Annotated in this window: 21 protein-coding genes; 13 read left to right on the forward strand and 8 right to left on the reverse strand. The window is 56.2% G+C overall.

Annotated features, from left to right (window positions below; translation table 11 throughout):
* Positions 1-5: 5 nt before the first annotated feature.
* A complete protein-coding gene (locus HALXA_RS01395) occupies positions 6-854 on the reverse strand; it encodes a hypothetical protein (RefSeq protein WP_013878510.1) in 849 nt (282 codons plus the stop codon).
* 231 nt (positions 855-1,085) lie between these two features.
* Between HALXA_RS01395 and HALXA_RS22835 the strand changes: the two genes are divergently transcribed.
* Together HALXA_RS22835 and HALXA_RS01400 are read left to right on the forward strand one after the other, a co-directional pair.
* Positions 1,086-1,745: a homing endonuclease associated repeat-containing protein gene (locus tag HALXA_RS22835; RefSeq protein WP_394324800.1), complete on the forward strand. Its 660-nt coding sequence runs from the start codon at positions 1,086-1,088 to the stop codon at positions 1,743-1,745.
* A 150-nt stretch (positions 1,746-1,895) separates the two neighbouring features.
* Positions 1,896-2,939, forward strand: a complete 1,044-nt coding sequence (locus HALXA_RS01400; RefSeq protein ID WP_013878512.1) for an endonuclease NucS domain-containing protein — start codon at positions 1,896-1,898, stop codon at positions 2,937-2,939.
* A 2-nt stretch (positions 2,940-2,941) separates the two neighbouring features.
* Here the strand turns inward: HALXA_RS01400 and HALXA_RS01405 are convergent, their stop codons facing one another.
* Both HALXA_RS01405 and HALXA_RS01410 read right to left on the reverse strand, forming a co-directional pair.
* Entirely contained in the window at positions 2,942-3,952 is a 1,011-nt protein-coding gene (locus tag HALXA_RS01405; protein WP_013878513.1) for a Kiwa anti-phage protein KwaB-like domain-containing protein, read from the reverse strand.
* Positions 3,952-4,521, reverse strand: a complete 570-nt coding sequence (locus HALXA_RS01410) for a hypothetical protein (RefSeq protein ID WP_013878514.1) — start codon at positions 4,519-4,521, stop codon at positions 3,952-3,954. Before HALXA_RS01410 ends, HALXA_RS01405 begins: the two co-directional genes overlap by 1 nt.
* Before the next feature lie 152 nt (positions 4,522-4,673).
* On the opposite strand from HALXA_RS01410, the gene pglX reads away from it, so the two are divergent.
* A complete protein-coding gene (gene pglX, locus HALXA_RS01415) occupies positions 4,674-8,999 on the forward strand; it encodes a BREX-5 system adenine-specific DNA-methyltransferase PglX (RefSeq protein WP_013878515.1) in 4,326 nt (1,441 codons plus the stop codon).
* Positions 9,000-9,168: 169 nt separating this feature from the next.
* On the opposite strand, the gene HALXA_RS21585 is transcribed toward pglX, so the two are convergent.
* Positions 9,169-10,518, reverse strand: a complete 1,350-nt coding sequence (locus HALXA_RS21585; protein WP_013878516.1) for a DUF6414 family protein — start codon at positions 10,516-10,518, stop codon at positions 9,169-9,171.
* Position 10,519: 1 nt separating this feature from the next.
* Entirely contained in the window at positions 10,520-11,737 is a 1,218-nt protein-coding gene (locus HALXA_RS01425; protein ID WP_013878517.1) for an ATP-binding protein, read from the reverse strand.
* A gap of 279 nt (positions 11,738-12,016) precedes the next feature.
* Between HALXA_RS01425 and pglZ the strand changes: the two genes are divergently transcribed.
* From pglZ to HALXA_RS01460, 7 genes are all read left to right on the forward strand, one after another.
* Entirely contained in the window at positions 12,017-14,209 is a 2,193-nt protein-coding gene (pglZ, locus tag HALXA_RS01430; protein ID WP_013878518.1) for a BREX-5 system phosphatase PglZ, read from the forward strand.
* Positions 14,210-14,228: 19 nt separating this feature from the next.
* A complete protein-coding gene (locus HALXA_RS01435; RefSeq protein ID WP_013878519.1) occupies positions 14,229-15,506 on the forward strand; it encodes a hypothetical protein in 1,278 nt (425 codons plus the stop codon).
* Positions 15,507-15,561: 55 nt separating this feature from the next.
* Positions 15,562-18,480 carry a helicase-related protein gene (locus HALXA_RS01440; protein ID WP_013878520.1) on the forward strand — a complete coding sequence of 973 codons (2,919 nt, stop codon included), beginning with the start codon at positions 15,562-15,564 and terminating at the stop codon, positions 18,478-18,480.
* A gap of 24 nt (positions 18,481-18,504) precedes the next feature.
* On the forward strand, positions 18,505-18,741 hold the full coding sequence (locus HALXA_RS21590) for a hypothetical protein (protein ID WP_148263619.1): 237 nt from the start codon (positions 18,505-18,507) through the stop codon (positions 18,739-18,741).
* Positions 18,742-18,840: 99 nt separating this feature from the next.
* On the forward strand, positions 18,841-19,854 hold the full coding sequence (locus HALXA_RS20910) for a metallophosphoesterase family protein (RefSeq protein ID WP_013878522.1): 1,014 nt from the start codon (positions 18,841-18,843) through the stop codon (positions 19,852-19,854).
* A gap of 134 nt (positions 19,855-19,988) precedes the next feature.
* A complete protein-coding gene (gene rdfA / locus HALXA_RS01455) occupies positions 19,989-20,627 on the forward strand; it encodes a rod-determining factor RdfA (RefSeq protein ID WP_013878523.1) in 639 nt (212 codons plus the stop codon).
* A 209-nt stretch (positions 20,628-20,836) separates the two neighbouring features.
* Entirely contained in the window at positions 20,837-21,664 is an 828-nt protein-coding gene (locus HALXA_RS01460) for a hypothetical protein (RefSeq protein WP_013878524.1), read from the forward strand.
* A 244-nt stretch (positions 21,665-21,908) separates the two neighbouring features.
* Here HALXA_RS01460 and HALXA_RS01465 read toward each other — a convergent pair whose 3' ends face one another.
* The gene (locus HALXA_RS01465) at positions 21,909-22,118 is read right to left on the reverse strand and encodes a hypothetical protein (RefSeq protein WP_049895056.1); all 210 of its coding nucleotides are present in this window, start codon (positions 22,116-22,118) and stop codon (positions 21,909-21,911) included.
* A gap of 110 nt (positions 22,119-22,228) precedes the next feature.
* Between HALXA_RS01465 and HALXA_RS01470 the strand changes: the two genes are divergently transcribed.
* Both HALXA_RS01470 and HALXA_RS21920 read left to right on the forward strand, forming a co-directional pair.
* Entirely contained in the window at positions 22,229-22,447 is a 219-nt protein-coding gene (locus tag HALXA_RS01470) for a hypothetical protein (protein ID WP_013878525.1), read from the forward strand.
* Positions 22,447-22,608, forward strand: coding sequence for a hypothetical protein (locus HALXA_RS21920; protein ID WP_013878526.1), 162 nt, complete (start codon positions 22,447-22,449; stop codon positions 22,606-22,608). The genes HALXA_RS01470 and HALXA_RS21920 overlap by 1 nt, the downstream gene beginning before the upstream one ends.
* 47 nt (positions 22,609-22,655) lie before the next feature.
* Here HALXA_RS21920 and HALXA_RS21925 read toward each other — a convergent pair whose 3' ends face one another.
* Positions 22,656-22,820 carry a hypothetical protein gene (locus HALXA_RS21925; RefSeq protein WP_013878527.1) on the reverse strand — a complete coding sequence of 55 codons (165 nt, stop codon included), beginning with the start codon at positions 22,818-22,820 and terminating at the stop codon, positions 22,656-22,658.
* Positions 22,821-23,097: 277 nt separating this feature from the next.
* On the opposite strand from HALXA_RS21925, the gene HALXA_RS01475 reads away from it, so the two are divergent.
* The gene (locus HALXA_RS01475; protein ID WP_049895059.1) at positions 23,098-24,039 is read left to right on the forward strand and encodes a DUF7342 family protein; all 942 of its coding nucleotides are present in this window, start codon (positions 23,098-23,100) and stop codon (positions 24,037-24,039) included.
* Positions 24,040-24,366: 327 nt separating this feature from the next.
* On the opposite strand, the gene HALXA_RS01480 is transcribed toward HALXA_RS01475, so the two are convergent.
* On the reverse strand, positions 24,367-25,128 hold the full coding sequence (locus tag HALXA_RS01480; protein WP_049895061.1) for a hypothetical protein: 762 nt from the start codon (positions 25,126-25,128) through the stop codon (positions 24,367-24,369).
* Between the last annotated feature and the right edge of the window lie 168 nt (positions 25,129-25,296).

Below are 25,296 nucleotides of genomic sequence, written 5' to 3' on the forward strand. Positions count from 1 at the left end.
TCGACCTATTGTGTCTCGATGTACTCTGGCGGGTCTTTACGGAACTCCCTAAGCCACCGGAGTGCAGCCTCTGTTTCGGTGAATTCGTCTTCGTCAGTTCCCGCACCACTATGCCACTCATCGTCGATTCGATACCGGTGACTCACGGTCAGAATCGCCGTATCGGGGTGATTTGATCCCTCTACGCGTTGGAGGTACCAGTCTGGCTCGTAACGCCGAAAAACGGTTACATCATCCACTTCTTCCTCGACCTGCGTCAGGAGCTCGTCGAGGGACGTAGTTTTGGACGCTCTCTCGAGGTTCGCCGTAATACTCGTAGCAATGCGTTCACTGTCATCGTACCTTTCGAGATCGAATCCCTCGTCAACGTCGTTTTCTACGGCACGAAGATGCTCAAACAGCTCCGAATCGAGATCTCGAATCCACCGCTCGACATCCCCAACGTCAGACCCTAACTCGATCAAGACCTCAAACGAGGAGTCATCACGACCAGAAAATAGGAGCGTCTCGTTCATGCCGAGGTTACCTCGGGAGACCAATATGTCGCCGAAAACCTGTACGACCGGAATATCAGACCCTCGTAGCTGGCGCTGTAGGCGAACGATGTCGTATGGAGGTGCTTCTTCGACTAGATCCACGCTGATCGAGGCTAAGGCCTGTCTCGAATAGAACTCGCTTAGCCCCGGATACAATGCTCTCGTCCGGACGTGGATGTCGACTTCGCTGATAGTGCGCAATTCTTCAGGGGCGGGGAGACGAGAGGTCGCTTCGTCGTTCAACTCGGCCTCGCTTCGATAGATGGCTGCTTTCGCCGAAGTCCACATCTGAGCGATCGAGCTAATAATCTCCTTCATTCTCAGCTACTCCCGGCTGAGAGTTGTTAAATCGCGGTGAACGTCTGCCTCTCGATACTACGCATCAAGCTGTACTCCTGAATCTATGCTGGGTGTTTGGCAGCTGGGCTCTGTTGAAATCCTAATAACCGGATAGCTCATTGGGTAACTAGCAGCCATTTTTGAAACCGAAGTAATGAATTGAGAGAGTATCGATTTGGGTACAGTATGGGAGAGGACAGAAGAGAGGATATGCTTGATGCTCTTCATCGACTCGCGGAGGAACTCGGTGAAACACCGACGACTACGGAGATGAATGACCGGGGAGAATATTGGGCATCGCAGTACCAAAATGAATTCGGGGGGTGGAATGAGGCTCTTCGGGAGGCGGGGTTTGAGCCGAATCAGGTGTGGAAAGTGCCGACGGATGATTTATTGAACGAGATCCGGCAACTGGCGAGGGAATTGAATCAAACGCCGACGAAAGAACAGATGGATGATCGGGGAGAGTATTACGGTCGAAGTTATCTGAAGCGATTTGGGAGTTGGAATGAGGCGGTTCGTCAAGCGGGGTTAGAGCCGAATCAGCGGATTTCACAGTCTGCGTTCCGGGAGCCTCCTGACGCATGCCGGTTGTGTGGAGACGCTCCTGACGCTGGGTTAGATTTTCATCATTGGCGGTATGGTGAGAACAAAGCAGGGTGTTATCTCTGTCGTACGTGTCACGATGACGTTCATGCCGGCGGTATGCGACCAGACAACGACCCCGGGTGGTTGATGGGAGCTGTCGAGAATTTAATTCGGTGTCACGCGAAATATTCCGAGGAGACAAGTGTGCCAGCAATCACTAGTCGGTACAATATCCCTTCTGAGGGGCTTGTAGCGTCTGCGATGTCGAATGTAGAGATGTGATTGAAGTTCTGGATAATTATCACGATGTCTGTGCTTACCGAATAGTCTCCCAATCTTGTTAGTAGATGAGGGTTTCAACACAACCGGCAGCTCTTCGTTTACTGGTGCTTCCAAAAGATTATCATGTATCTGTGACTCTATCTCGACATCATGCTTAGAGTCGGGAACGAGGAAGACGTTTCTACCTTGGAAACGGTCTCTCTGCAGGAAGAAGGATTCCGTGAGGATGACCTCCGGGAGTGGATCATCAACAGCCCCGAAAGTATCCTCGGGGAGGACTTTCGGCTCATCGGTCGGGAAGTCTCCGTGAAGCAAATCGGCGACGGGATCGACCTGCTCGCCATCGACCGAGACGCCAACGTCGTCGCCATCGAGCTCAAACGAGGCGCGCTGAAGCCGAAGGTCGATTTTCAGGGTCTCAAGTACGCCGCCTACACCTCGCATTGGGATTACTCCAAGCTCCGCGACCAGTTCGAGAAGTTTAAGTCCACGACGTGGGGTCGGACGCTCTACGAAGAGGAAACCACGTTTACCGAGGTACTCGACGAGTTCTGCAACGAGGACTACACGCTCAATCAGGATCAGCGAATCGTCTTCGTCGGTGAATCTGTCCGCGAGCGGCTGGACATCGTACTCCGGTGGCTCAGCGACAGATCGATCGACATCTCCGTCATCGAGTTCCAGCTCCTCAAGGACGGCGACCGCTTGTATCTCGATGCAGAGCAGACGATTCCGACACCGGAGCATACCGTGACGGACGTAAGTCCCGACACTTCTGACGAGCCGTGGAAGGAGGACGGGCAGAGTTGGCACCTCAACGAGCGTTCAAACGAGGAAACAGCCGGGTTGCTGGAAGACGTCACAGCCGCGCTGCAGGAACTGGAGTTCCTCAACGGGCCGGAGTGGGGGCAGAAGCACTACGTCGCGTTCAACAAGGGTAGAAAACGTCGCATCGCGATCCGGACGAAGCGGACGCTATTCCACATCGACCTGTACGACGTCGATACGGCGTCGCTTGATGCTGCAGAGATTGCGGATGCACTCGGGATCGATGCTGAGTCGGTTGCAGTCAAAGAGGATATGCGGGGCAGCGGTCGGAGCGGAGTGAGAATTACCTGTAATCCGAATCAGGAGATCGATTTCGACGCGCTTGAATCTCAGGCTCGGGAGATACTCGGCGAGACTACTGAGTGAGTCTATCCAGCATCTTGCTTTGAGAGCGAGATGTACTGCTCATTCGTAAGGGGCGAGTCGAGGTGATCGTCGTTGAAGAAACGGAGAACAGCCCACACATCTCGTTTATCGTCCATTTTAATGGACATCTCTCCGTCACCGTTCTCCTCGAATTTCACGTCGGTATCGAAGTTGTCGCGGATATACGCCGCGTCGTCTAAATCCATATCTTCGTACACGCCGCGTTCGTGTACCTTGTACATCAGTCTCAGCACACGGTTGTTCCCGTACACTGCCTCCTTGAACATCTCAAAGTCGTGGAAGGGGATGTCCGTTTCTTCGATTCGGTCTATGACGTCATCCGCACACCGCTCATACTCCGCGAGATAATCGAATATCTTCTCGAACCGAGACTGGTCGAAAATGTACATCATTCCATCGTAGTAGATGGAATCCACGCGGTCAGGGATCGAGATCAACGAGTCATCCACTTTCCGGTGTTTCTCACTTCCGACCAGCATACGAGCACGAGACGTTCGACCCATAATCTGGCGCCGACTGTAGTTTAGAAAGGCAATCGCCATCTGGTCGTTGTCGGCATCTCGAATACGGATCGCTTGGAATTCGGGTTTCGGCGGCTCCGTATATGTCGTGTGACTAAACCGCTGTCCCTCCAGCAGGCGTTCGAAGTTATCGAACTGAGGGATGTTCTCCGTGGGTTCGTACTGAACGAAGGTCTGGTCGCGATCGCGATTTTCGATGCCGTAATCCGAGAATCGAATGTTGTCGCTTTCGAGCGCTGATTGCTTATGCTCGACCTTATCACGCACCAAATTCTCCAAGTCCTCTGGGAGCTCTTGATCTAACGAAATACGCTCAAACGTGTAGTCGTAGTCTTCAGCACTTTCCTCGTTCAGACGAGCCAGCAGCAGGTCGATCCCGAGTTCGCTGGTGTCGATGTCTTCGATCCGTTGGAGAAATGCAACCAGTTCGTCGAAGTGGTCTCGAGCGTCAACTCGGCTCGCTGAACTCATTATCTTGTGGTGATATAGACATCACTACTTATTCTTGCGGTATTGAGTGTCATGTCGTTCCCACTCAATTCCTGCTTGGTGAGGAGGATTCGTCTGTCGTGCTCAGTTTCGATTTCGTAGACGCGGTAGCGGAAGCCGATCAGAACCGGATTAACGAACAAGCGGTTAGAGCGGATCACGATCGCGGCGACCGTGAGAAATAGCACGAGAAATGCTGCTACATCGTATATGTTCGAGAACTCGAACACGATGAACGGGAAGATGTAGACTAAGAGGTATTCTGTGAACATATCCGACCGATTTCGGTAGTGCTCGATTTCGCTCAACTGGCCCTGTCTCGTGCGATTCATCCGTATCATCAGAGCCAAGAAGACGACGCTAACCACGGTGAGAGCCGAGAAACCGAGCGAAAAATAGGATAACTCAACAGGCCCGATTCCGACGGGCTCCAGTTGGTACCCGAAAACCGAGTGGGTCGAATCGTGGGCGCGGAGGGCGACGATAGCGAAGAGCGGGCTATAGGAGCTCAGGAACAGGACGATCTTCGCCCAGCTCGGAATACGCCCCATTAGGTTCGCTATGTTCTATTCGGAGGTCAAAGTCAGTTTTGTATCCACTTTCCGGAGAACATCACGGATACTGACCCGGCCGCTGTCCCAGAGTCTATGGACAATCTTCAAGACACCTCAATGGTTCTGCTTGAAACATCACTGAGTTTCGTATGGACGGACAATCTACCCAACCCCGGAAGGCCCAGCTCGACAAGGAAGAACGCGAGCATCTCGAGGACGTCGTCACCGAGATGCGCGACCGCGTCGAGGCGAACGTTCGCTACCAGCTCGAGGACGAGTATGACCTCGACGAGAAACCGGACGACGATGCGTCCCTAAGCGAGGAGCAGGAAGACCTCGTCGAGGCTATCGAACTCGAAGCCGTCGACGGGAATGATTGGGACGACGGCTACGAGCAGTACATCACGGGCGTCGGCTACACGATCGTCAATCGGCTGGCCGCGCTCCGTTGTATGGAGGTTCGTGACTTCATCGACGACGAGGTCACGGCCTTCCGCGACGACGGCCTCACGCCAGCCGCCGACCGGCTGGTCACCGAGGAGTTCATGCTCGAGGAGGAAGCCGTCCTCGAAGCCTACAGGAACGCGTGCGACGATCTCGCTGAGGAGATCGACATTCTCTTCGACCGCTCAACGGCCTACAGTCAGCTCGATCCCGACGACGACACCTACGAAGACCTCTGTGGGATGCTCGATGAGGTATCTGACGAGGTCTGGCGGGCCGACGACGTACTGGGCTGGGTCTACGAGTACTACAACGTCAATCTTCTTGACGATCTTCGACGGAAGGGCGACCGTGAAGGACTAGAGCCTGAAGACGTGCCAGCAGCGAACCAGTTCTATACGCCGCACTGGGTCGTGCGGATGCTTACCGACAACTCGCTAGGGAAGCTCTATCTCGAAGACAACGGAACGCTGCAGGAGACGGTTGATAGACAGGACTCACTGACGCCCGACGAACGTAAGAATCGCCCACTATCCCCCGACGAGTCCCCAGATATTGCGGATTTCTGTACCTATCTCGTCCCATCTGAAGAGGAAGGTGAACCACCGGAGTTCGACGGCCCTGAAGACATCCGCGTCATTGACCCGGCCTGTGGAAGCGGTCACTTCCTACTGTACGCGTTCGACGTGCTGGAGCGCATCTATCGGGCCGAAACAGATCTCGACCACGCCGAAATCCCACGAGAGATTCTGCGGAACAACCTCTACGGCGTCGACCTTGATATGCGTGCCTGCCAACTCGCCGCGTTCAATCTCTATCTGAAGGGCCGGACGCGGGCCGAGGCCGAGGGCGCGAGCGGCTTCGATATGCCGGAGGTCGGCATCGTCTGTGCCGACGCGAAGGTGGCCGACATCGAGGGCGTTGAGGAGGTGTTCGACGAGGTGGCCGACGGGAAGTCAGACGTGGAGGATGCCCTCCGGCGTATCCTTGATGCGTTCGAGGAAGTTCACGGCCTCGGGAGTCTGCTGGACGTGCGTGGGACGCTCGGCGACCTGTTCGAGGACGACAGCGAGCAGGCCGGGGTTCAGATTACGCTCGGTGACGACCCGCGGGAGGATCACACGCTCGGGCAGATTCTACACAGTCTGCGTGATGCAGTCGACCAACACCGGGAGGAGGATTCGTTCTTGGCGCAGGACTTGCGAAGCTTCGTCCGACTGCTAGACGTGCTGGCACAGGACTATGATGTGGCGTTGATGAATCCGCCGTATGGGTCGAAGAATCGGATGCCAGACGTGGTGCAGGATTATGTTGAAGAGCACTATCGATACTCATCTGAGTTTTATATCAACTTCTTCGAGGTCTGTGATCGAGTGTCTAAGGAGGATGGGAGAATCGGGATGCTCGTTCCCCGGAGCTTTATGTACAAAAACCGGTATCAAGACTTCCGCAGTGACTTTATTGGAGATGAGGGGAGTTTCGACTTCCTAGCTGAATATGGAATTGGCATCTTGGACAATGCCACCGTTCGGACAGTAGGTACTGTAGTCCAATCAGGAGCAAATCAGGGGTCTAAGGGGTCGTTCCTCCGACTTCACGATATACAAACTGAGCAGAAAGAGCAGGTATTCACTGAGGTTCTCTCTGATTCCAACGATAACGAGGTGATTCGTAGCTTCGATATTGAACTGCAAGAGTTCGATAAGATACCTCGCACCCCAATTTGTTACTCTATTCCTCAAGAAATCCGCGCGTTGCACGAATGTGAAACAAAACTGGACGCAGAGCACGCAGGGGTAGATGGAGAATCTATCTGTAACGCAGTTCCGGGACTTCAAACAGCCGATGATGACCGTTTCGTCAGGCGATTCTGGGAGATTGACGATTATGAGGTTTTCAAACCGATTGCGAAGGGTGGAGCAGATGCATGGCTAGTCCCCCCGGTCACAGAGACTGTTGAGTGGAGTGGGAATGGAACCATTCTTAAACGTTCCAGCAAGTCGATCAGAACTCGGAACGAATCGCTATATGGCAACAAGGGACTGAGTTGGACTTACATAAAGGATACAGGTCGTCGATTCGGGTATTATCCGGGAGGCTTGTTCAGCCATACTGGTTTTATGCTCTTTCCCAAAACGGAGAAGTCTCTTTGGAAGATGATGGCCATACTGAATTCGACTCTCTACCACAATCTCTTTCTCTCACTGACGACAGAGCGGCACTGGAACGCAGGCGAGGTTGGTAGTGTTCCGTGGGTCGAATCGATTGATAAGCAAGACGGGTTGGAGTCTGCGGCTCGCGAGCAGTACGAAATTATGGTGGAACAGCGAGCAAATGATCCATCGAGTCCCTACTATACAGGGCCGAGCCTACTTCCTACGGAAAGCGGCGATTCGTTCTACTCGCACCCACATTCGCGAAGTCTGTCGGAATCTGAGGCCTCAATCGATCCAAGCACCATATCGGTAAGTGACCCAATCAGACCTGCTGCACGAAAGGAGGAACAAGCCCGACTGAAGCGGCGTCAGCAGCTGGAGAATCTATCCGAGCAGATAGATTCTCAGGTGTTCTCAGCGATCGAGCTTTCCAGCGAAGTTCAGGATAGAGCCCGACAGGAGATATTCCTCCGAACATCCGAAGACCCCGAAGATCGCGAAGTCCCCAACCCCGAATCCGTCCCTGAAGTCCCGGACAACCTTGACGAACAGGTTAAAGACCTTGTCCACCACTTCGCGATGAAAGCCGTCCGCGAGGAATCCGACGGCATCATTCCGCTCGAAGGTACGGACGAGCAGGCCGACATGCTCAACCACATCGTCGAGCAATTCGAGGACGCGTACGGCGAGCACGCCGAAGACCGCCTCGTCGAGGTCGACGATATTCTCGGGGCCGAGTCCGCCGCCGACGAGGCGTACCCCAACCTCCGGTCGTTCATCGAGGACGAACTCTTCGCCTACCACGTCGACACGATGGAGAACACGCCCATCGTTTGGAAGCTTAGCACGGCGCGGCTCCTCGCCGACGCGAAGGGCGAGGGCTTCGCGTGCTTCGTCGACTACCACCAACTCGATGCCAGCCTATTCGACCGCCTGAGCAACCAGTATCTCGAACCGCGGAAAGCCGAACTCCGCGAGCGTCGGTCGGCAGCGAACCAACGTCGGAACAACGAGTCACTCTCCACAAGCGAACGCGCTGAGGCGACCGACGAGTTCGAGTTCTGCTCCAGTGCGCTCGAACAGATCGCCGAACTCGAAGAGGTGATGCAGGAACTCGGCTCCACCAGTGAGCGCGAGTTCGACGACGACGATCGCGAACGCGTCAGCAAGCTAGCCCCCAAGGTCGCCGCGTTCCGCGAGGAGACCGCGGAGCGCATCGAGACGCTCAAACGACTCCGCGAAATGAACGGCGAGGAGTGGTTCCAAGACACCTTCTCCGATAATTTCTGGAACGCCGTCGACGAGTGGCGTGACGAGTGGGTGGACGCTCTTGAGGAACTGGAACACGCTTGCGAGGAGTACGCCAAACCCAGCGACGAGCCCGTCGAAGCCCACCTTGCCGACCTCTTCGACTACTTCAACTGGCGGCTCAAAGGCTCGGATCATTACTCCAGCACGGGCATCCTCTTCATGACCTACTACTTCGAGCGCGAGGGGAGCGACCTCCTCGACGACGATGGTGAGCCGTTCGATAACCTCACCGAGGATGAGAAGCTGCTCGCCTCGCTCGCGACGGGTATCGACGACGCATCCGTCCTTGACGAAGAGTACCTCCAACAGATTGCGGATGATGAAGGCGTCGACAACGTGGACGAGTTACCACCGCTAGCGGAGTTCAAGGCGCTCGCTGAGGAAATCGATGACCGCTGTCAGACGGTGGATAAGCAGATTCCCTCGGACTGGTCGGATCGTGCGCTATCGGAGATCACGACAGCGGGTTACCAGCCTGTCCACAAGCACGGCGTCGCGATCAATATTACACCGCTCGCGGAGAAGGACATCGTTCCGGAGGTAGTCGAAGACAAGGTACTGTAGTCGATTACGCGTTCGCTTGTCAGACAGTTCTTGAGGCGGTCTTCGACCTTTTGATTTGTTTACATTCTCGGATACTGATTTGAAAAATGCCGCTATGTTCATATATCAAACTGGAAACCAGCCTCTCGGCAAATCAGAAGACGGAACGAGAGCACTTCAACAGAACCGCCTACCAATATATCGCCGTGAAGCTGACCTCAAGATACCACTCGTTACGCTCCCCTCCACGTGCGAGTGTTTCAAACTCTCTGGATAGAATCGCGTCTATCAAATCATCCCGCTTTGATTCATCGAGTTCATAGTCGTGGCTCCTGCTGTCTAGCTCACTTTCGAGTTTTTCAACCGCCTCCTCAATACCCTCGATCCTCGACGTTGTTTCGCCAGTATCCGAGAGGACAGATTGCACCACATCCTCGGCTTCTTCCGCACTAACGTTAAGATTTGATTCGCCCTCAAGCTCATCAAGATAACTTTCCAACCGAGGTCGAAGCTCTATTTCATTCCCTTCATCTACTGGAGCGCCGGGGTTTGCATCTTCGAATGTCTCCGGGATGTCATAAATCGACTCTCCAAGCCCAGATACTATCGAATCGACTACTGACAATAGCTTAATTGGCATCCACTCGTCTGAGACCTCATCACTGTCCAGCCGACAATAGACTGTGTACTCATCGTCGTCAAATAAGAACCTTGTTTCTTCTTGCCAGAACTTGTCTGAATTTACAAATCCGACTATATTCAGAGGTTCACACTTGTTTTGGTACTCGGAAACGTAGTCCTCGTGTACGATGATGGGCTCATCGTCTTCAACTATGACACCATAGTTTTCTACTTCTCCCACAATTGGCACCAGCCCAGCTAACAGATGTTCGATAAGCTCGGAGAATGCCTCCAGCTCGCGCATTGAGAACTCTTCAGTATCGAGATGCCGAGAGAACTCTGATTCTTCGGGGAACAAGTCGAACATCTCTGCCATAGAACCGACTGCCGTATAGAAGTCATAAACCTCGTGAGAGCCAAGATTCACATTCACCTCCGCTAAGCTTCCTCTATCGAAATCGACCTCAGTTAGAGGTTCAGGCTCATCGTTTGATGTCAGGCGATCCCAGATCCGACGAGGAACGGACGCATGAGGCTCATATTCGTCAGATATGACCATATCATCAGCGCGCATTTCATACAGCTCCTTGAAATTCGACTGAATCACATATCGGCGGACTGCCTCTGAACTGCTCTCCTTGGTAGCACCTATATTTGCGTTCAGAGATGATGTTTTATCGCCCAGTCCTCCCTTGATGCTTCCAGAAATCTGACGGCGCTTTACTGTGCTTTTCTGCTCAGTGATGCCACCAGTAGTTGACGCGATCAGGCTAATTACGGAGGTTTCGTCAAGATAGACGAATTCACGGAGAGGTGGGACAGTTACATAACCTAATTTTGTCTTTGCCCAGTCTATCCCTCGTAGAGGAAGCCGAATAGTGGTGGCCGCTGCTCCTTTCACCCATGCGAGAATGCCCATATTATTCACCACCGTTAGTATTCATTTGCATCATTAACCGCTCATGTGCCTTCAAGAGGTCAGAATGTCGAATCTCATCGCGGCCAGCTGCTACGCAGAGGACTCCTGCCTCGTTCAGTAACGCGCGTAGTTTTGCTCCCGTCCAGCCCTCTGTCCGAGACATCACTTGGTCAATATTTTCTTCAGTGATTGTGTCTGAGAGATTGTATCCCTCCCGTAGAGTGTTGAAAATCTCTCTACGGTGTTCGTCACTAGGTCTCGGAAAATGTACTTGCCAGTCAAACCGACCCGGACGAAGCAACGCATCATCTATCTCATTGATTTGGTTGGTTGCAGCGATGACAAAGACGTTCTCCTGTGCTCCATCAAATCCATCAAGAACGGCTAGTAGTTGGGCAACAATCCGTTGGCTGAAATCTCGTGTGCCCTCTCCACCTCGATCGACGGCAATACTATCGATCTCATCGAAGAAGATTATCGAAGGACTCTCTTCTCGCGCATCGTCGAATATCTCGCGTATTAACCGTTCAGTGTCGCCAACACCTTTACTGACGATTTCAGGGCCCCGGATACGATAGAATTGTGCTGAAATCGACTCAGAAAGTATCCGAGCAAAGTGAGTCTTCCCTGTTCCCGGAGGCCCATAAAAAAGAGCACCCATCCGCGGTTCCGTTCCAACTGTGGAGAGGGCATCAGATTCTGTCAGAAATAGCTCGACACGTTCACGAAACTGTTCTTGCGGAGTAGTCATACCCCCAAAGTCCTTGAAGGTCAGTTCTTTCTCCTCATCTCCATCTTGCCCGCTCGATCTGCTCTCCTTGAAGGAATTAATCAGGGACTCATTGTCTGGCCCGAAGAGAGACAGAGAAGGATCGATCCCGGGATGTACATCAACGATCATATTCCTACTGATCTCAACGGCGGCGCCCGGTTCCACGTTGATGTTCCTCGGATTCGGTATTTTCTGCGTGACTCCATTAATTTCCACGATCGCAGCACCATCAAGTTGTTTCTTCACCGTCCCTAACTCACTTCTTTCTATAGAATCTGGCTTTGCCATCCCCTCAAAGGTCAAATCATCACCATTTAGTTTAATCATGTCACCGGCGCTAAGATCGGCCTTAGTGACAATGTCGAAAATACCCCCGGTGGAAAGCTCTACGGTATATTGACCACTGTCTAACTCCTCACGTACCGTGGCGTAGACCAGACTAGACATTCTTGTTACTGGTTGTATCTGTACAGTTTGGTATTAATACCCTTCATATTCAGAGCGCAGCAGTCCCGTCAACCGAAGCTTCATCGGAACTTTGGCCATTATGTGGAAGTCTCGGGTCATCAACTCAAATTCCTGTCCAGTAGCCTCGTCGATCTCCTCCACAGTCGAGGCCTCAAAGTCATCGTATGACTGAGGCGCTGACGAAGCTATTAAAATATTGGCGAGAGCGTGATAACATAGTCCCAGTAATTTCTCCGAATCTGACTACTCGTTTCATCCATGCAAGCAAGCAAATCCCTTCCAGACGCCGCGAAAAGCACCATCCGAAGCAAGTTCGACCGCGCCGAGTCGTCAGATCCGATCATCCTCTGGTGGGACGACGGGAACTATCTCGAGGACATCATCGAGCAGGCCTGTAACGAACTCGGCGTTGAGCTGAAAGTCGCCGACGAAACCCCGCTGGAACTCCGTGCCAATCCGGTCGACGGTGAACAGGTCTGGTACGTCCCACACGTCAAAGATCCCGAAGACGCCGAGGGGGAGTACGACTGGTTCCGCGACGTTGAGCACACGGGCGGCGAGGTGGAGATGAGCATCGAAGACCTCACCGTCCACGCGTTCGAGCGCGGACAACTCGATGCGTGGGAGCTGAAAACCGCGACGCAGGCGGACGACCCCGCGAAGCGTCGCGAGATCGCGCGGATTCTCCACGACCAGCTCACCGGTGGGCAGCTCCCGACGCTCGAACAGCTCCGCACGCAGATCGTCACCGGCGGCTACACCGACCCGGTCGCGTTCGTGCTGGAGAACGGCTGGGGCGACATCGACGACAGCCCCGACACTATCGAGCAGATGCAGGACTTGCTCACCAGCGAGGGCGTCGACGCGGTCGCCAGCGAGGACGAACCCGTGGGGATCGTCGCGGCGACGCGTCGGTGGGCAGTCGCCGAGTGGCTGATCCACGCCGGCGCCGACGCCGAACGCTTCCCGAGGGAGTTCCGCGCCGAGACGGCCGGCGACCACGACCTCCCCGAGCTCAAGTCGCTTCTAAACAACACCACCTCGGCCAGCCTCCTCGCCGACCGCTACCTCGGCGAGGCGATCTGGCCCGAGGTCGTCGCGGACGTCGACGACCCGTGGGAACTCGCGGACTGTATCGTCGACGCCGCGCTCGAGCGTCGCCTCTGGGAGGAGTGGCACGCGTCCTTCGACGCCGGCGACTACGAGACGTGTCTCGAGCGCGCCGAGGAGCGGTACGACGCCCTCCTTGGCAGCGAAGACTTCCGTGGCACCTACCGAGGAGCCTACGGCCCGGACAGCCCGTGGACGCAGACTTGGGAACAGGCCGCGGAGATCGCTCGGCTCGCGCACCAGCTCGAGACGTGGGACGAGAGCGCGCCTGACGACGTCGTCTCGCTGTACGCCGACCCCGACGACGGCACGTGGCAGATCGACAACGCGGTGCTCAACCTCGTTGTCGCCGGCGAGCCCGAGTCCGATCTCCCAGACGATCATCCCGCGACCGCCGCGCTCGACGACCTCCGCACCCAACTCCAGTCGGAATACGTCGAGTACCTCGAAGACCTCGGCGACCTCGTCACGGAGACCGTCGAAGCTGGCGCTCCGTTCGTCGAGGAGGATCACTCCTACCAGTTCTTCACGAAGGAGTCCGACGGTCTCGAAAGCGGCCAGACGGTCGCGCTGTTCGTCATCGACGCCCTTCGACTCGATCTCGCTCGCCGGCTCGCGGACGAGTTGCGCGACTACGTGGCGACACTCCCGGCCGACGCCCCCGAGTTTGCCATCGACGAAGACGTCTGGCTCGGAACGCTTCCTTCGGAGACTGAGTTCGGGAAGGCTGCGCTCACGCCGGGGGAGATCCAGATGTTCGACGTCTCGCTGGTCGACGGCGAGTTACAGCCGCTTCGAAACAACCGTCGGGTGACGACCAACCGCCGCGAGTCGCTGTTGGGCGGCGACGGCTGGACGGTCACTCGCGAGGAGGACGACGGCTGGCAGTCGACGCGTGTCGCCTACTTCAAGAACGACATCGACGACATCGGCGAGAAGGAACTCAGCGACCTCGAGGCGATGCTGGCCCGACGCGTCGACTCGCTCGCGGAGTTCATCGGCACGAAACTCGAACAGGGCGAGTGGGATCAGGCCTACGTGCTGACCGACCACGGGTTCGTCCTGCTCCCGGACAACGCGTCGCCGGAGAAAATTTCGCGCCCGGCGGAAGCATCTGACTCCGGGCGCCGATGGATCGCTGGGGAAAATGTGGACGAGGATTCGCCCGGCGTGTTGCTCGACTCCAGCTCACGACTGGGCTATCTCGATGCCAACGTCAGCGTCCTTGCCAGCCCACTCAAGCGGTTCAGAAAGCAGGGGCTCGGTGACGCTCGGTTCTACCACGGCGGACTGCTCCCACAGGAGTTCGTGCTTGACTTCATCAGCATCACGCAGGGCTAACCTCTCGAACTTCGCATCTATGTCATCACAGGAAATAGAAGAAGCGACCACCGCAATTCGGAGTCACATCGTCGACTTTCTGACGACGCTCGATGATCAGATGGACGAGCCACGGCTCAGTGAGATCGTCGAGGCAGACGGCACACTTCAGAGCAAGAATCTTGGCCAAACACCGGAGCGGTGTGTCGAAGATGCTCTCATCTGGCCGATTCTGGAGACGCTCGGCTACGAGTACACACCACGACCGTACTATCCCGTCGGTGACAGCGATGAACAGCCGGATTTCCGAATCGACAATCTCTCTGAAACGGTTATCGGGGAGAACAAATCGGTCAACAACTTCGAAACCGCGCAGGGTGACATTGAGGGCTACCTCGACTCACGCCGATACGAGTACGGGATCTCGAGTGACGGATTCCGTTGGGGAATGTACGCCGTTGAAACGGATGAACGCGGTCAAGCAGACCTCGTCACCGTCGTCGAAGACCAGAACATCGCACCAGCGGTACGACGGATTGCCCGCAATCAAGGATTAGTCAGCTACACCGAAGAGTTGCAGGAAAACAGTACCGTCAAAGGAGTGTTGGGAGACTTCTACCAGACATTCAATCACTACGGTATCCGGCGAGCTATCGGTGGACTAACCGAGTTTTACGACCTCTACTTGGAGGTGACTACCGGCGGTGGTGAATACCAGCATCTGGACTCGACTCTCGTGGACGCAATCGAGGAGCCGGCAGACGCCTCAAAGTCGGAGAAACTGGCCTTCGCGGCACTACTCGTTGATCGACTCGCCTTTGTGAAACTGCTGGCAGATCGCGGTATCCTCGACCGCGTCGCGCTCCACGCCCAGTGGAGTGAGCATAATCAGGGGCTCAATCGGTTCCGTGGAAGCTTCTACTCTCAATACCTCCAGCCGTTGTTCTACGATGCGCTTTCGACTCCAAAACAGCAGCGCGACGACGAACTTCCAGAGATGTTCAGCGACGTACCGTACCTCGGCGGAGGATTGTTCGAGTCGATACTGCCGGCCGAACGTGCCTTCGATGTCCCAGATTCGGTAATGAAGCCAGTTCTCACGCAATTCATCGAGAACGAAGAACGGACGTTGGTCAATGAAGCCGCCGCGGGTTCCATTCTGGAGACGTACACGGAGGAGTTTGAGAGTCGGGAGCTGGCTGGACAGATACCACAGTACTACGCCGACATTGTAGATGCCTACGGTGCAGAGATCGAGTACGTTGAGTCGGAGATCGAACGTACCCTACGGTCGTTCGTCGCAACGGAGGCTCGATAATGCGCGGACTGGCAATCTTGAAGACAGCGTGCGGTCTTGACACACACATCACTCGATGACGAACTCTACCCAGTTCTCTCCGGGGCAGCGGGTAATTCTCAACGGAGCGCCGGCTGAAGTCATCAAAACCCAAACGGTCGGAGAGATCGAGTACCTAAGAGCATACATCGACGGCGAGGGCGCCAAGACGGTCTGTCTCGACGATGTCGAGATTCAACCGCATCGATCCGGAATCGAGGAACTGTCCAACCAGCAAATCGATGACTTTCACCCGGATCATGACGCTGTGTCCGCGCAGTGGTTCGACCTCCACACGCAGGCGACGAAACTCAAGCTCGCCCACGAGCAGGGGCAGCTCCTGAGCATTTCGAACTCGCTCGTTCGACTGGAGCCCTACCAGCTCGACGCCGTGAACTGGGTGATGCAGAAACTCCGGCAGCGAGCGCTCATCGGCGACGACGTCGGGCTCGGGAAAACGATAGAGGCGGGGCTCATCCTCAAGGAACTCGCTGCCCGGAATCGCGCCGACCGCGTCCTGTTCGTCGTTCCCGCTCACCTCCAGAAGAAGTGGATCCGGGATATGGATCGCTTCTTCGACGTCGACCTCACCGTTGCAGACCGGGCATGGGTCGAAGGTGAGCGACGACGGCTCGGCGAGGAGGCCAACATCTGGAATCAAGACCAGCAACAGCTCGTCACCAGCATGGCGTTCCTGCGACAGGACGAGTTCCGGCCTGCACTCCGGGACGCGTTCTGGGACGTCGTCGTGGTCGACGAGGCACACAAGGCCGCAAAGCGTGGAGACTCGCCGAGCAAGACGGCAAACATGGTCGATACCGTCACGGGGAACTCCGACTCGCTGCTGCTTCTCAGCGCGACGCCGCACGACGGGAAAGGCGAGGCGTTCCGCTCACTCGTCGAGTACATCGACCCGTTCCTTGTCGCCGAGAACCGGGAACTCTCACAGGAGACAGTCGACCGCGTAATGATCCGGCGCGGAAAAACTGACATCTACGACGAGGATGGTGAACGCGTCTTCCCAGACCGGGAGGTCAACTCGGTATCCGTCTCGATGACGCACGACGAGCGGCAGTTCTACCGCGCGGTCACCGATTACGTCAAAAACGTCTACAACCGCTCGGAGAAGCTGAACGAACCTGCGGTCGGGTTCGCGATGGCGCTCATGCAGAAACGGCTGGTGAGCAGCGTCGGCGCGATTCACGCGACGCTCCGCCGACGACTGGATGACCTCCTCGACGAGGAGGCGGAAACGGACGGGCTCTCTGAGGAAGCACGAGCCTATCTCGACGGCGAGGATCTGGACGAGGACGACAAGCAACACGCGGAAGACGAGATTGCTGGCCTGACCGTCACCAGCACCGACGAACAGCTCCAAGAGGAGATCGATACGCTCCGCGATCTCGTCTCGCTGGCCGAGGATTTGCCGGTCGACTCTAAGGCCCAGAAGGTCAGACGGTTCATCTCCCAACTCCTCGAGGAACAACCGGACGAGAAACTCCTGTTGTTCACGGAGTACCGCGATACGCTCGACTACCTACTCGAGTACGTGCAGGACGAGCCGTGGGCGGACGAGATTCTCGTGATTCACGGTGACGTGGACAAGGAAGAGCGGGCGCGGATCGAAGACGAGTTCAACCACGGCCAGCCGCGGCTCCTGTTCGCGACTGACGCAGCGAGCGAGGGGATCGACCTCCAGCACAGCTGCCACATCATGGCCAACTACGAGCTTCCGTGGAACCCGAACCGCCTCGAACAGCGGATCGGCCGCATCCATCGCTACGGACAGGAGGAGGAGGTCAAGGTCTGGAACTTCCTCTTCGACGACACCCGCGAGAGCGAGATCTTCGAGATGCTCCAAACCAAGGTCGAGGAGATCCGCTCCCAGCTCGGAAACACGGCGGACGTGCTCGGCATCCTCGACGACATCGACGTGGACTCGCTCATCATGGAGTCCATCGAGAACGACGAACCGCCGAGTGCGACCAAAGAGGAACTCGAGGAGATGATCGAGGAGCGTCAGCGGACGCTCGAGGAGTGGTACGAGCGGAGCCTCGTCGATACGAGCACGTTCGACGCGGAGAGCCGTCGGCAGATTCAGGAGGTCGTCGACGAGTCAGAGGACGTCTACGGAAGCGAGGGAGACATTCGCGAGTTCTTCGAGCGAGCAGTCGAAGCCTTCGGAGGCGAATTCGAGAAGCGCGGCACCAACCTCTATCAAGCCGAACTACCGGACGGGATCAATTCACCCGGCCAAGACGCGACGTTCGGCCCGTTCACGTTCGATCGCGACTTCGCGATGGATCACGAGGACATCACCTACCTCGCTCCCGATACGGACGTCCTGCAACGACTCATGGCACGCGTGTTGGAGGACGAGCGTGGAGAGGTCGGACTCAAACTGCTTCCGTTCGTCGACACTCCGGGGATCACCTACAACTATCGCGTGGCGTTCGAGGACGGCACCGGCGACGTGATTCGCGAGGAGACCATCCCCGTCTTCGTGGATGCTGCGCAAGAGGATGCTCAGCAGGCGCTTGGTGAACGTGTCGTCGAGGGCGACTCGGTAGCAGCAAAGCCCGACGTCGACGACCTTCGGACGGTTCTCGACGCTCAATCCGACTTACGGACGGCTGCCGATCGATACGTGAGCGTGCGGGTTAACGAGATCAAGAACCATCTTCAGGAGAAGCGTCACGAGGAGACCGCTCGAGAGCTGGAGAATCTCGAGGAATACGCACAGGCAGAACGAGAACGGATCGAGTCCTTCATCGAGGAGTACGAGCGCAAAGCCGACGCCGGCTCGGATATGGACATCGCGATCCGTGGTCAACAGGAGCGGCTCGAACAGCTTGAGGACAGAATCGAAAAGCGTCGCGAAGAACTCCGGCGTCGAGAGCAGATTATCTCCCTTGCGCCCGAGGTCGAGAACTACTGTCTCACGCTACCTCTTTAGTGAAGAGGAAAGGCAGAAGCGTTAGTGGATACTTCTGAGAGAAGCGAAGTAACACTTCGTGGAAAATCAACCACGAGGTCGCTCAGCTGGCGAGACTCAACAAGAGATCTTTCAGTCGTTTCTGCGCGCTTCATGCTCAACGCGGCAGATGTTGACCGGGTTGGCACCCTCCTCGAGTTGAGTGTGCTACTCGCGGTGCCAGAGGCAGAACAACCGGACGACGTCTCGGTCTCCATCGAAATCGATGCGGCTGGAGACTAATTCGGGTTCTCTACGTGACGCTGCGTTCTGTCGTTTCGGTGCTGTTCGGACACACTGCAGTGGGAAGACTCATTGCCCCTTCGAGGTTCTCCAGAGAGAGTGGGAAAGATAGAGACAACGGACATCACGGTACGAGTGTTGGGGCCGCCCAAATTTGACCGACACGGCAACCACGAGGTTCCCGTTGAAGACGCCGACGGACGAGTTTCCGATCTCAGGGTGTGGAGTAAGCACCACGGACAAGTCGAGTGGCGGGTCGGCTCGATGTACGATTTAGTAGAGGTCAAGCGGAATCCCGTCGAGGCCAACAAGGCCCAGTACGAGACCGCTGCGAATACACAGATTTCGAGAGTAGGACATCCACAGGATCCGGAAGTGAGCCTTCTCCACGTGAGCGATACCCATCTCGGTCGTCCTCTGACCGACAAGGAACACATGGGGAACGCGAATCAGCTGGAGCGATTTCTCGATGCGGTCAATCTCGCGGTCAAATCTCGAGTGGATGCGATCATCCACACTGGCGACATCTTCGACGACGATGTCGATGAAGCGACCGTGCAGACCGTCGAAGAACATGTCGAGTTGTTGGCCGACGCCGGTATTCCGATCTACTACGTTCGAGGCAATCACGGGTGCGACCGAGGGGACGCGTTTCTTCAATCACAGACCGAGGCAGGACGAATGATACATCTCTCAAGTGAGCCTCAGTTGCTCGGTAAGGGAACTCTCGCCCTCTACGGGATGGATGCCGATGCATCTGTGAACGGACTCTCAGAAGTAGCTCCTGTCGGTGACGCACCACAGGACGCGTACCGGCTGTTGGCGTGGCACGAGGCCGTCGAGCCCATCGCCAGAGATGGAATCTCAATTGGGGAGCTGGTGGACGCCAGCGAAGTCGAACTGGATGCTCTCGCCCTCGGCGACCTGCACAAGCACAAGCGAGCCTACATCGGTGATGTCTACAAGGACAGCGGGAAACGGTTTCGTGCGTTCTACGCCGGCGCGACGACGGGCATCGCGCGGAACTCAGAAGGGTACGAACCAGCTGCGTGGCTGCTACAGATAACTAACGGTACGCTTGAGCGACATCGACTACCCCTTCGACCTCGGTAGTGGCCTTCCTCCACGAGAGCCACACGAATCTATTCGAACTACGGACTGAGCAGAGGCGTCGAGCAAATATCTGCTGAAAGTGGGTACTTCTCCCGGGCCGGCATACAAGTAGGAGCAGTGGCGCCAGATCTAGTATGGCCGCACACGAGGGGTGTAAGGTCGAACGCGTCACCGAGAGGTACGACCTGCACGAAGCCGATGAGCGCCTGCTTCGCCGCCGAGAAAACGAAGACGCCAGTCTCCGAGAACTCGAAACCCATCTGAACAGGCGGCTGCTCAAGAGAGAGATGTTCGAACAGGGGATGAGTCCCCTTGATGGCGAGGTCGAGAACTACTATCGGCTCCTCACGGATGACACGGTGATGACTACTGCGCGTCGAGAGGCACGCCGAAAGCTCGAGGAGGCGGGAATCGACGTGGACGGAGTTAAGGCCGATTTCGTCTCGTACCAGACTGTCCGTAAACACCTCAACGAGTGTCTCGACAAGGACACTAGTGAAGAATACACGCCGAAGCCAGACAACGACCGCAGAAACATCGAGAAGATTCAGCAGCGACTCCAGAAGGTCGTGGAAAAATCAGTCAGGCGCCTGACGGAGCACGACGTCATTCAGATCGGTTCGCCTGAAGCCACCGTCTCGGTGAAAGTCACTTGTGGCGATTGCGGACGTACCTACGGGATTACCACGCTATTTCGACGCCGCGAGTGTCCGTGTGTTGCCAACGAGAGTGATGCGGCTGCCTCGGAACAGAAGGCTACTAACTTGAACTAGCTAGCTATAGTAGGTACCTGCTGCACGTTCTTTCACCTAAGACGCTTCATGACCTGTTGGTTTCCAGTATCAGTACGCCAAAGAATGATTTGTGGTTCAAATGGAGATGAAGCGGGACAAGTTGTAGCGTGTTCCCTCGAATCCCCCGCGAAACCCCAAGTATCAAGTTAGTGAAATAATAAGTGGGTGGAGCACCTTCTACGGACAGTATGCTGGAGTACCCCGAATCCGCGTTTGTCCGAGAGGACATCACGGTTACCGACTATCAGGGAGTGGGTGTCTACGTTGACGACGATGGTGCGCTGTGCCCGACGGTCGTGGATGTTGTTGATCGTATCGACTTTAGTGAGGAACCGGGAAGACTGTACGAGCCTTTGATGCCAACGGACGGGGTGAACCGCACGACCGACCGCCCCGACCTGATACGCTGGTACGCCGCCCGTGTCGGCGAGTTGGCGCACGACTATATCGCCGACTACGTAGACCTGACGTACGAAGCCGAAGCAGACGACATTTGCGACCGTATTCACGATGCGGTTGGTATTGATGCTGACTCGGGAGAAGTTGTTGAGGCGCTGGATGAGTACCGACACGAAGAGTACGTAGCGGATGATGCCGTGACGCAAGCGCAGCGGGATGCGAAGACATTGAAGAGCGTCTGGATGGATTGGGCAGACGACCACAACGTAGATTGGCTTCAGGACACGATCCGGGCGGAGTGGCGGACAATCTATAAAGTAGAGGTGGACTGGGACACCCGGGTCGGCATCCGACCAGATCTAATCGTGTGGTTGGATGGTGACGTGACGGCGGTATCGCTAAAGACGGGGTATCGGATTACGATGGCGCACCGGATGCAGGCGACGATTACCGCGAAATTCGAGGGCGCGATCGACCGCGTGATGATCGTGCGACTTGACCGTGATACCGAGACGTACGAGATTGAGGAACCAGATGGGAACGAGGACTGGCCGACTGCATTGCTAGATGTACGATTCCGGGAGGAAGCACGGAAGTTATTCCGTGCGCTGAACTAGCCCTCTATTGTCAGCTTCATCGGTTACCAACAGATCACTGACCACGAGTGATCCGGATGCGTACCATCACCAGCGCCTTCGTCGCAGTCACCATCGTCCAGTCTGTGGCCATCCAGCATTGTCCCTGCAGCCATCGTGTCGTTCGGAGAGTGGAGAGAAGCGGACTACGTGGCCATCGCATGAACTAGATCTGACCGACGAGTCCGCACGTACGTTGTCAAGGCTGCTAATTACACGTTCCGTCCTAATCCTTCTTTTCCGGTGATTTGAGCCTCCACTCCCCATCCGTAAGGGAGATCGATGCTTGCTCTCCGTTTCCGTTACCGACGACCGTGACTGTCTGTCCCTCGACAGCGGTGATGTAAACCCGATGTTCTGACCCCTCAACGGCGAGTTCGACGTGCTCTCCCTCGGTGAGCTGTTCGCGGTCAACTTCGTGAATGCTCGGCGTCACTACCAACGCGGTCGAGCAGCATCGGTCAAAAGGATCCACGTTCCTCCGCAGCCACCGGTGGCAGCCGGCGAGCCGGCATTCAAGTCGAATCTCACGTGTCGACGATAGTGATGGCGACGATCACAGATGATTGCGACGCGTGCGGTACGGAACAGGAGTGGACAGTCGAACGCAACCTCCGCCACAACAGCTGCTCCGAATGTGGGATGCGGCATATGATCTCCCTTTCTGAAAGGGAAGCGTTCGAACATAAGCAGAAGAGTCAGTCCGAGCAGCAGGAGATGTTCGACAAACTGCGGAAGTGGGACGAAGAGGAGGTGGGCGTGTAATGCCGGTCGTCAAAACGGAGTGCGATCGACGCGACCGCGGCGGCGAAATCACCTACACGGGCGTCGATCCCGATGGGGAACTCAGAAACTGCCCTGACTGTGGGTGCGAGGTGGCAGTCGACCCAGAAGCCGGTGAGGCGCTTCACGTCGAGAAAGAGTAACTGTACAAGCTACTCACAACGTCTGATAGGGGAAATTCTCCGTCTCTCTATTCATCCAGAATCCGGAATGCCTCGCGGATGTGCTCGTGAGCCTGCTTGACTTCCTCGATGGCATCACCATCCATGTCCTGTTCCTCCGCCTCCGCGACCCAGCCTTTGCATCCACTCACGGACATCGCCAGCTTCGCCTTCAGCCGTTCTTCATCCTCCATAGCGCCGGCATTCTCACCCCTATTACCGGATAAATGTCGGCACGTGGGTCGTCTACTTTTTACCACTAGCTCCATGACGACGTGTCGATAATCGAAAGGGGATGGCTCCCCCAGAACCTAGGTGGTCGACTCCACCTGCCCACCGGCGGGTTCTATCCCGCCAGTCTATCAATATGTTCCCTCCCACCGTAAAACCAGCGCAGAAGCCGCGAAAATGCCCCTAGCTATCATTTAGGACGTCAAAGCGACTATGCCGGTGGCGGCCGCGGATACTAGTATGCTCGACGATCCTCCTGACATCGGCCCTGACGAAAAGTGGCCCGACGACTGGTCTCGAGAGGAACGCGTCGAAGCAGTCGATGACACACTACATGAGCCTCGGAATGTCGACTGGATCGCCGACGAGGCTGACGTCAACCCCGAGTTTGCTCGCTCGATGCTCGCCGAACTGGCCAAGTCAGATGACGCGTTCGTTCGCGTCGACGAGGGATACTGCTGGGACGAACAAAAACTGCGCCTGCAGAAGCGCGAACGTCTCGCAGAGAAACCAGCCGCTGAACTGCGCGAGGAACTGAACCGAATCAACGACGAGATCGATGAGTGGCGCGAAGAGCACGACGCCGACAGCCCCGACGAGGTCGATGACTATCGAGTCGCGTATGACTGGCGTCGCTCTCGCCACCTGCAGAGGATGATCCGCGGTCTGCTCGCAGACGACGCGTTCCTCGAGGCCGTTGGCGCCGTTGCGTGCGGCTATGAGTCGCTGCCCGAAGCCGCGGATCGCCGAGGAGTCGACGCAGAAGATGTCGCCCGCGCACTCAGCCGCCACCAGTACCGCGAGGATTACTCGTGTCGACTCTGGGCAGATCGGCGATCCGACGGCAAGGACGACATCGGCGAGCAATCAGACTACTCAGACACGCGGTGGTCGGACGACAGCACGCTTAACGTGCGGTCAGGGGAGGAGATTGCGCGAGCTAACGGCGTTGACGTTGAGGTCGTAGAGGAGTTCATCGAGGCGATGTCGGAGCAGGAGCAGGCAATAATCGATGACCGTATCGAGGAGATTGAAGACGACACTCGCCGCTACTCAACCGAAGATGTCGCTGACGATCTCGGGATAGACCTCGGCGATCGCGTCACGGAACTCGAGAACGAGGAAGGACTCGAAGACATCGACGACCTTCTCGATGATCTCCCGGACGAGGAGCAAGATTGAATCGGACACGATGACTGTTCGCTGCTGGCGAAGACGCGATACCCCACACCCCCTTCAGTTCTGATGTAAACCGCCCCAGTGAACGACGATCTGCGATTATGGTACATACCCCCCGGTTCCAATGAAGGAGCCGGGGGGACACCCCACCTCTTGAATGAAAACCAGCAGATAGAGAACCTCACACCCCCTCGACTTCCGATGTAAAATCCCCCTACGGAACGTCGATCTCCGGCCACGCGCACGCACCCCTCGGTTCCGATGAACGGATTAGAGGGAGACACCCCACGTCTGGAATGTAAAACCAGCAGATACGGAACCTACAAGCCGTCAATCCTTTCCCCACATCCACTCTCGGAACTTCCGACTGATCTTCTCGTGCCGCTTCTCGTCTGGGCCCTTCCTCGCAACAACGCCGCGAATTTCGCCCCCCACGTCCATCCACGGCAATCGCTGTCCGTTGTCGGGGTTCCGTACGTTATCAATCCAACTACCGACTGACCATGCCCACGCCTCCTCCGCGATCTTCTTCGTCTTCTTCGACCGCTCCTCGTTCGCGTTGACCTTGTCGCTCAACTCCTTGACTTCCTCACGAAGTTCCTTGTTCTCCTCTTCCAACTCTTTCACGCGGTTACGCCACTGTCCGAACTCGGACTTGAGGTTACCACGCTCATCTTCTGCCTCATCTTCGACAGCCTCGATTGATTCCTTGAGTTCGGATTGGTTGTCCCGAATCTCGTCGAGGAGATCGCGGACAAGACCCATTTCGTCATTCATCTCGCGGGTGGCATCGAGTACCTCTTCTCGGAGCGCGTAATGGGCGAGGTCACTCCACTGGTCGCTTACGTACCGGTTCCCCTCTGTTGTTAGCTTGAATACTCGAACGTCATTACCTGCGTGCGGGCGTGTTCCACACTGCTTGACGAGCCCTGCGGGTGCGAGCCACTCGTCGATTCTGTGCTTGATGAGGCGCGGCTTCCCGCCGGTCATCTCTTTCAGCTCTGTCGTGCTGCACCGACCACGTTTGAACAGCGCAGTAAGTGTCTTCTCAGCGAGGAGATCCATTTTCTCCGGTTCCTCGTACCTCGCCATATTCGTGTTGTTTATTTATCAATAATGCGGTAAGAACCTCTCGGAACAGGGGTGGGAATGTTCGGCCATAGGCGGAATATTTCGGGGGGATATTCTGAGGGTATTCGGCCTAACTGGAACGCCGTCCGAATACCGCATGCGGGTACCCCTTCCAGTAGTTGCTCCCGG

Source organism: Halopiger xanaduensis SH-6, assembly GCF_000217715.1.
GTDB classification, from domain to species: Archaea; Halobacteriota; Halobacteria; order Halobacteriales; family Natrialbaceae; genus Halopiger; species Halopiger xanaduensis.

What these genes read in the sequence shown, in the direction of transcription:
- HALXA_RS21925 (WP_013878527.1), bottom strand. Translation starts at nt 22,820, where the DNA reads ATGGAGGATGAAGAACGGCTGAAGGCGAAGCTGGCGATGTCCGTGAGT.
- HALXA_RS01400 (WP_013878512.1), top strand. Translation starts at nt 1,896, where the DNA reads ATGCTTAGAGTCGGGAACGAGGAAGACGTTTCTACCTTGGAAACGGTC.
- HALXA_RS21585 (WP_013878516.1), bottom strand. Translation starts at nt 10,518, where the DNA reads ATGGGCATTCTCGCATGGGTGAAAGGAGCAGCGGCCACCACTATTCGG.
- HALXA_RS01425 (WP_013878517.1), bottom strand. Translation starts at nt 11,737, where the DNA reads ATGTCTAGTCTGGTCTACGCCACGGTACGTGAGGAGTTAGACAGTGGT.
- rdfA (WP_013878523.1), top strand. Translation starts at nt 19,989, where the DNA reads ATGGCCGCACACGAGGGGTGTAAGGTCGAACGCGTCACCGAGAGGTAC.
- HALXA_RS01440 (WP_013878520.1), top strand. Translation starts at nt 15,562, where the DNA reads ATGACGAACTCTACCCAGTTCTCTCCGGGGCAGCGGGTAATTCTCAAC.
- pglX (WP_013878515.1), top strand. Translation starts at nt 4,674, where the DNA reads ATGGACGGACAATCTACCCAACCCCGGAAGGCCCAGCTCGACAAGGAA.
- HALXA_RS01435 (WP_013878519.1), top strand. Translation starts at nt 14,229, where the DNA reads ATGTCATCACAGGAAATAGAAGAAGCGACCACCGCAATTCGGAGTCAC.
- HALXA_RS01405 (WP_013878513.1), bottom strand. Translation starts at nt 3,952, where the DNA reads ATGAGTTCAGCGAGCCGAGTTGACGCTCGAGACCACTTCGACGAACTG.
- HALXA_RS22835 (WP_394324800.1), top strand. Translation starts at nt 1,086, where the DNA reads ATGCTTGATGCTCTTCATCGACTCGCGGAGGAACTCGGTGAAACACCG.
- pglZ (WP_013878518.1), top strand. Translation starts at nt 12,017, where the DNA reads ATGCAAGCAAGCAAATCCCTTCCAGACGCCGCGAAAAGCACCATCCGA.
- HALXA_RS01470 (WP_013878525.1), top strand. Translation starts at nt 22,229, where the DNA reads ATGGCGACGATCACAGATGATTGCGACGCGTGCGGTACGGAACAGGAG.
- HALXA_RS01480 (WP_049895061.1), bottom strand. Translation starts at nt 25,128, where the DNA reads ATGGCGAGGTACGAGGAACCGGAGAAAATGGATCTCCTCGCTGAGAAG.
- HALXA_RS01410 (WP_013878514.1), bottom strand. Translation starts at nt 4,521, where the DNA reads ATGGGGCGTATTCCGAGCTGGGCGAAGATCGTCCTGTTCCTGAGCTCC.
- HALXA_RS01460 (WP_013878524.1), top strand. Translation starts at nt 20,837, where the DNA reads ATGCTGGAGTACCCCGAATCCGCGTTTGTCCGAGAGGACATCACGGTT.
- HALXA_RS21920 (WP_013878526.1), top strand. Translation starts at nt 22,447, where the DNA reads ATGCCGGTCGTCAAAACGGAGTGCGATCGACGCGACCGCGGCGGCGAA.
- HALXA_RS01475 (WP_049895059.1), top strand. Translation starts at nt 23,098, where the DNA reads ATGCTCGACGATCCTCCTGACATCGGCCCTGACGAAAAGTGGCCCGAC.
- HALXA_RS01395 (WP_013878510.1), bottom strand. Translation starts at nt 854, where the DNA reads ATGAAGGAGATTATTAGCTCGATCGCTCAGATGTGGACTTCGGCGAAA.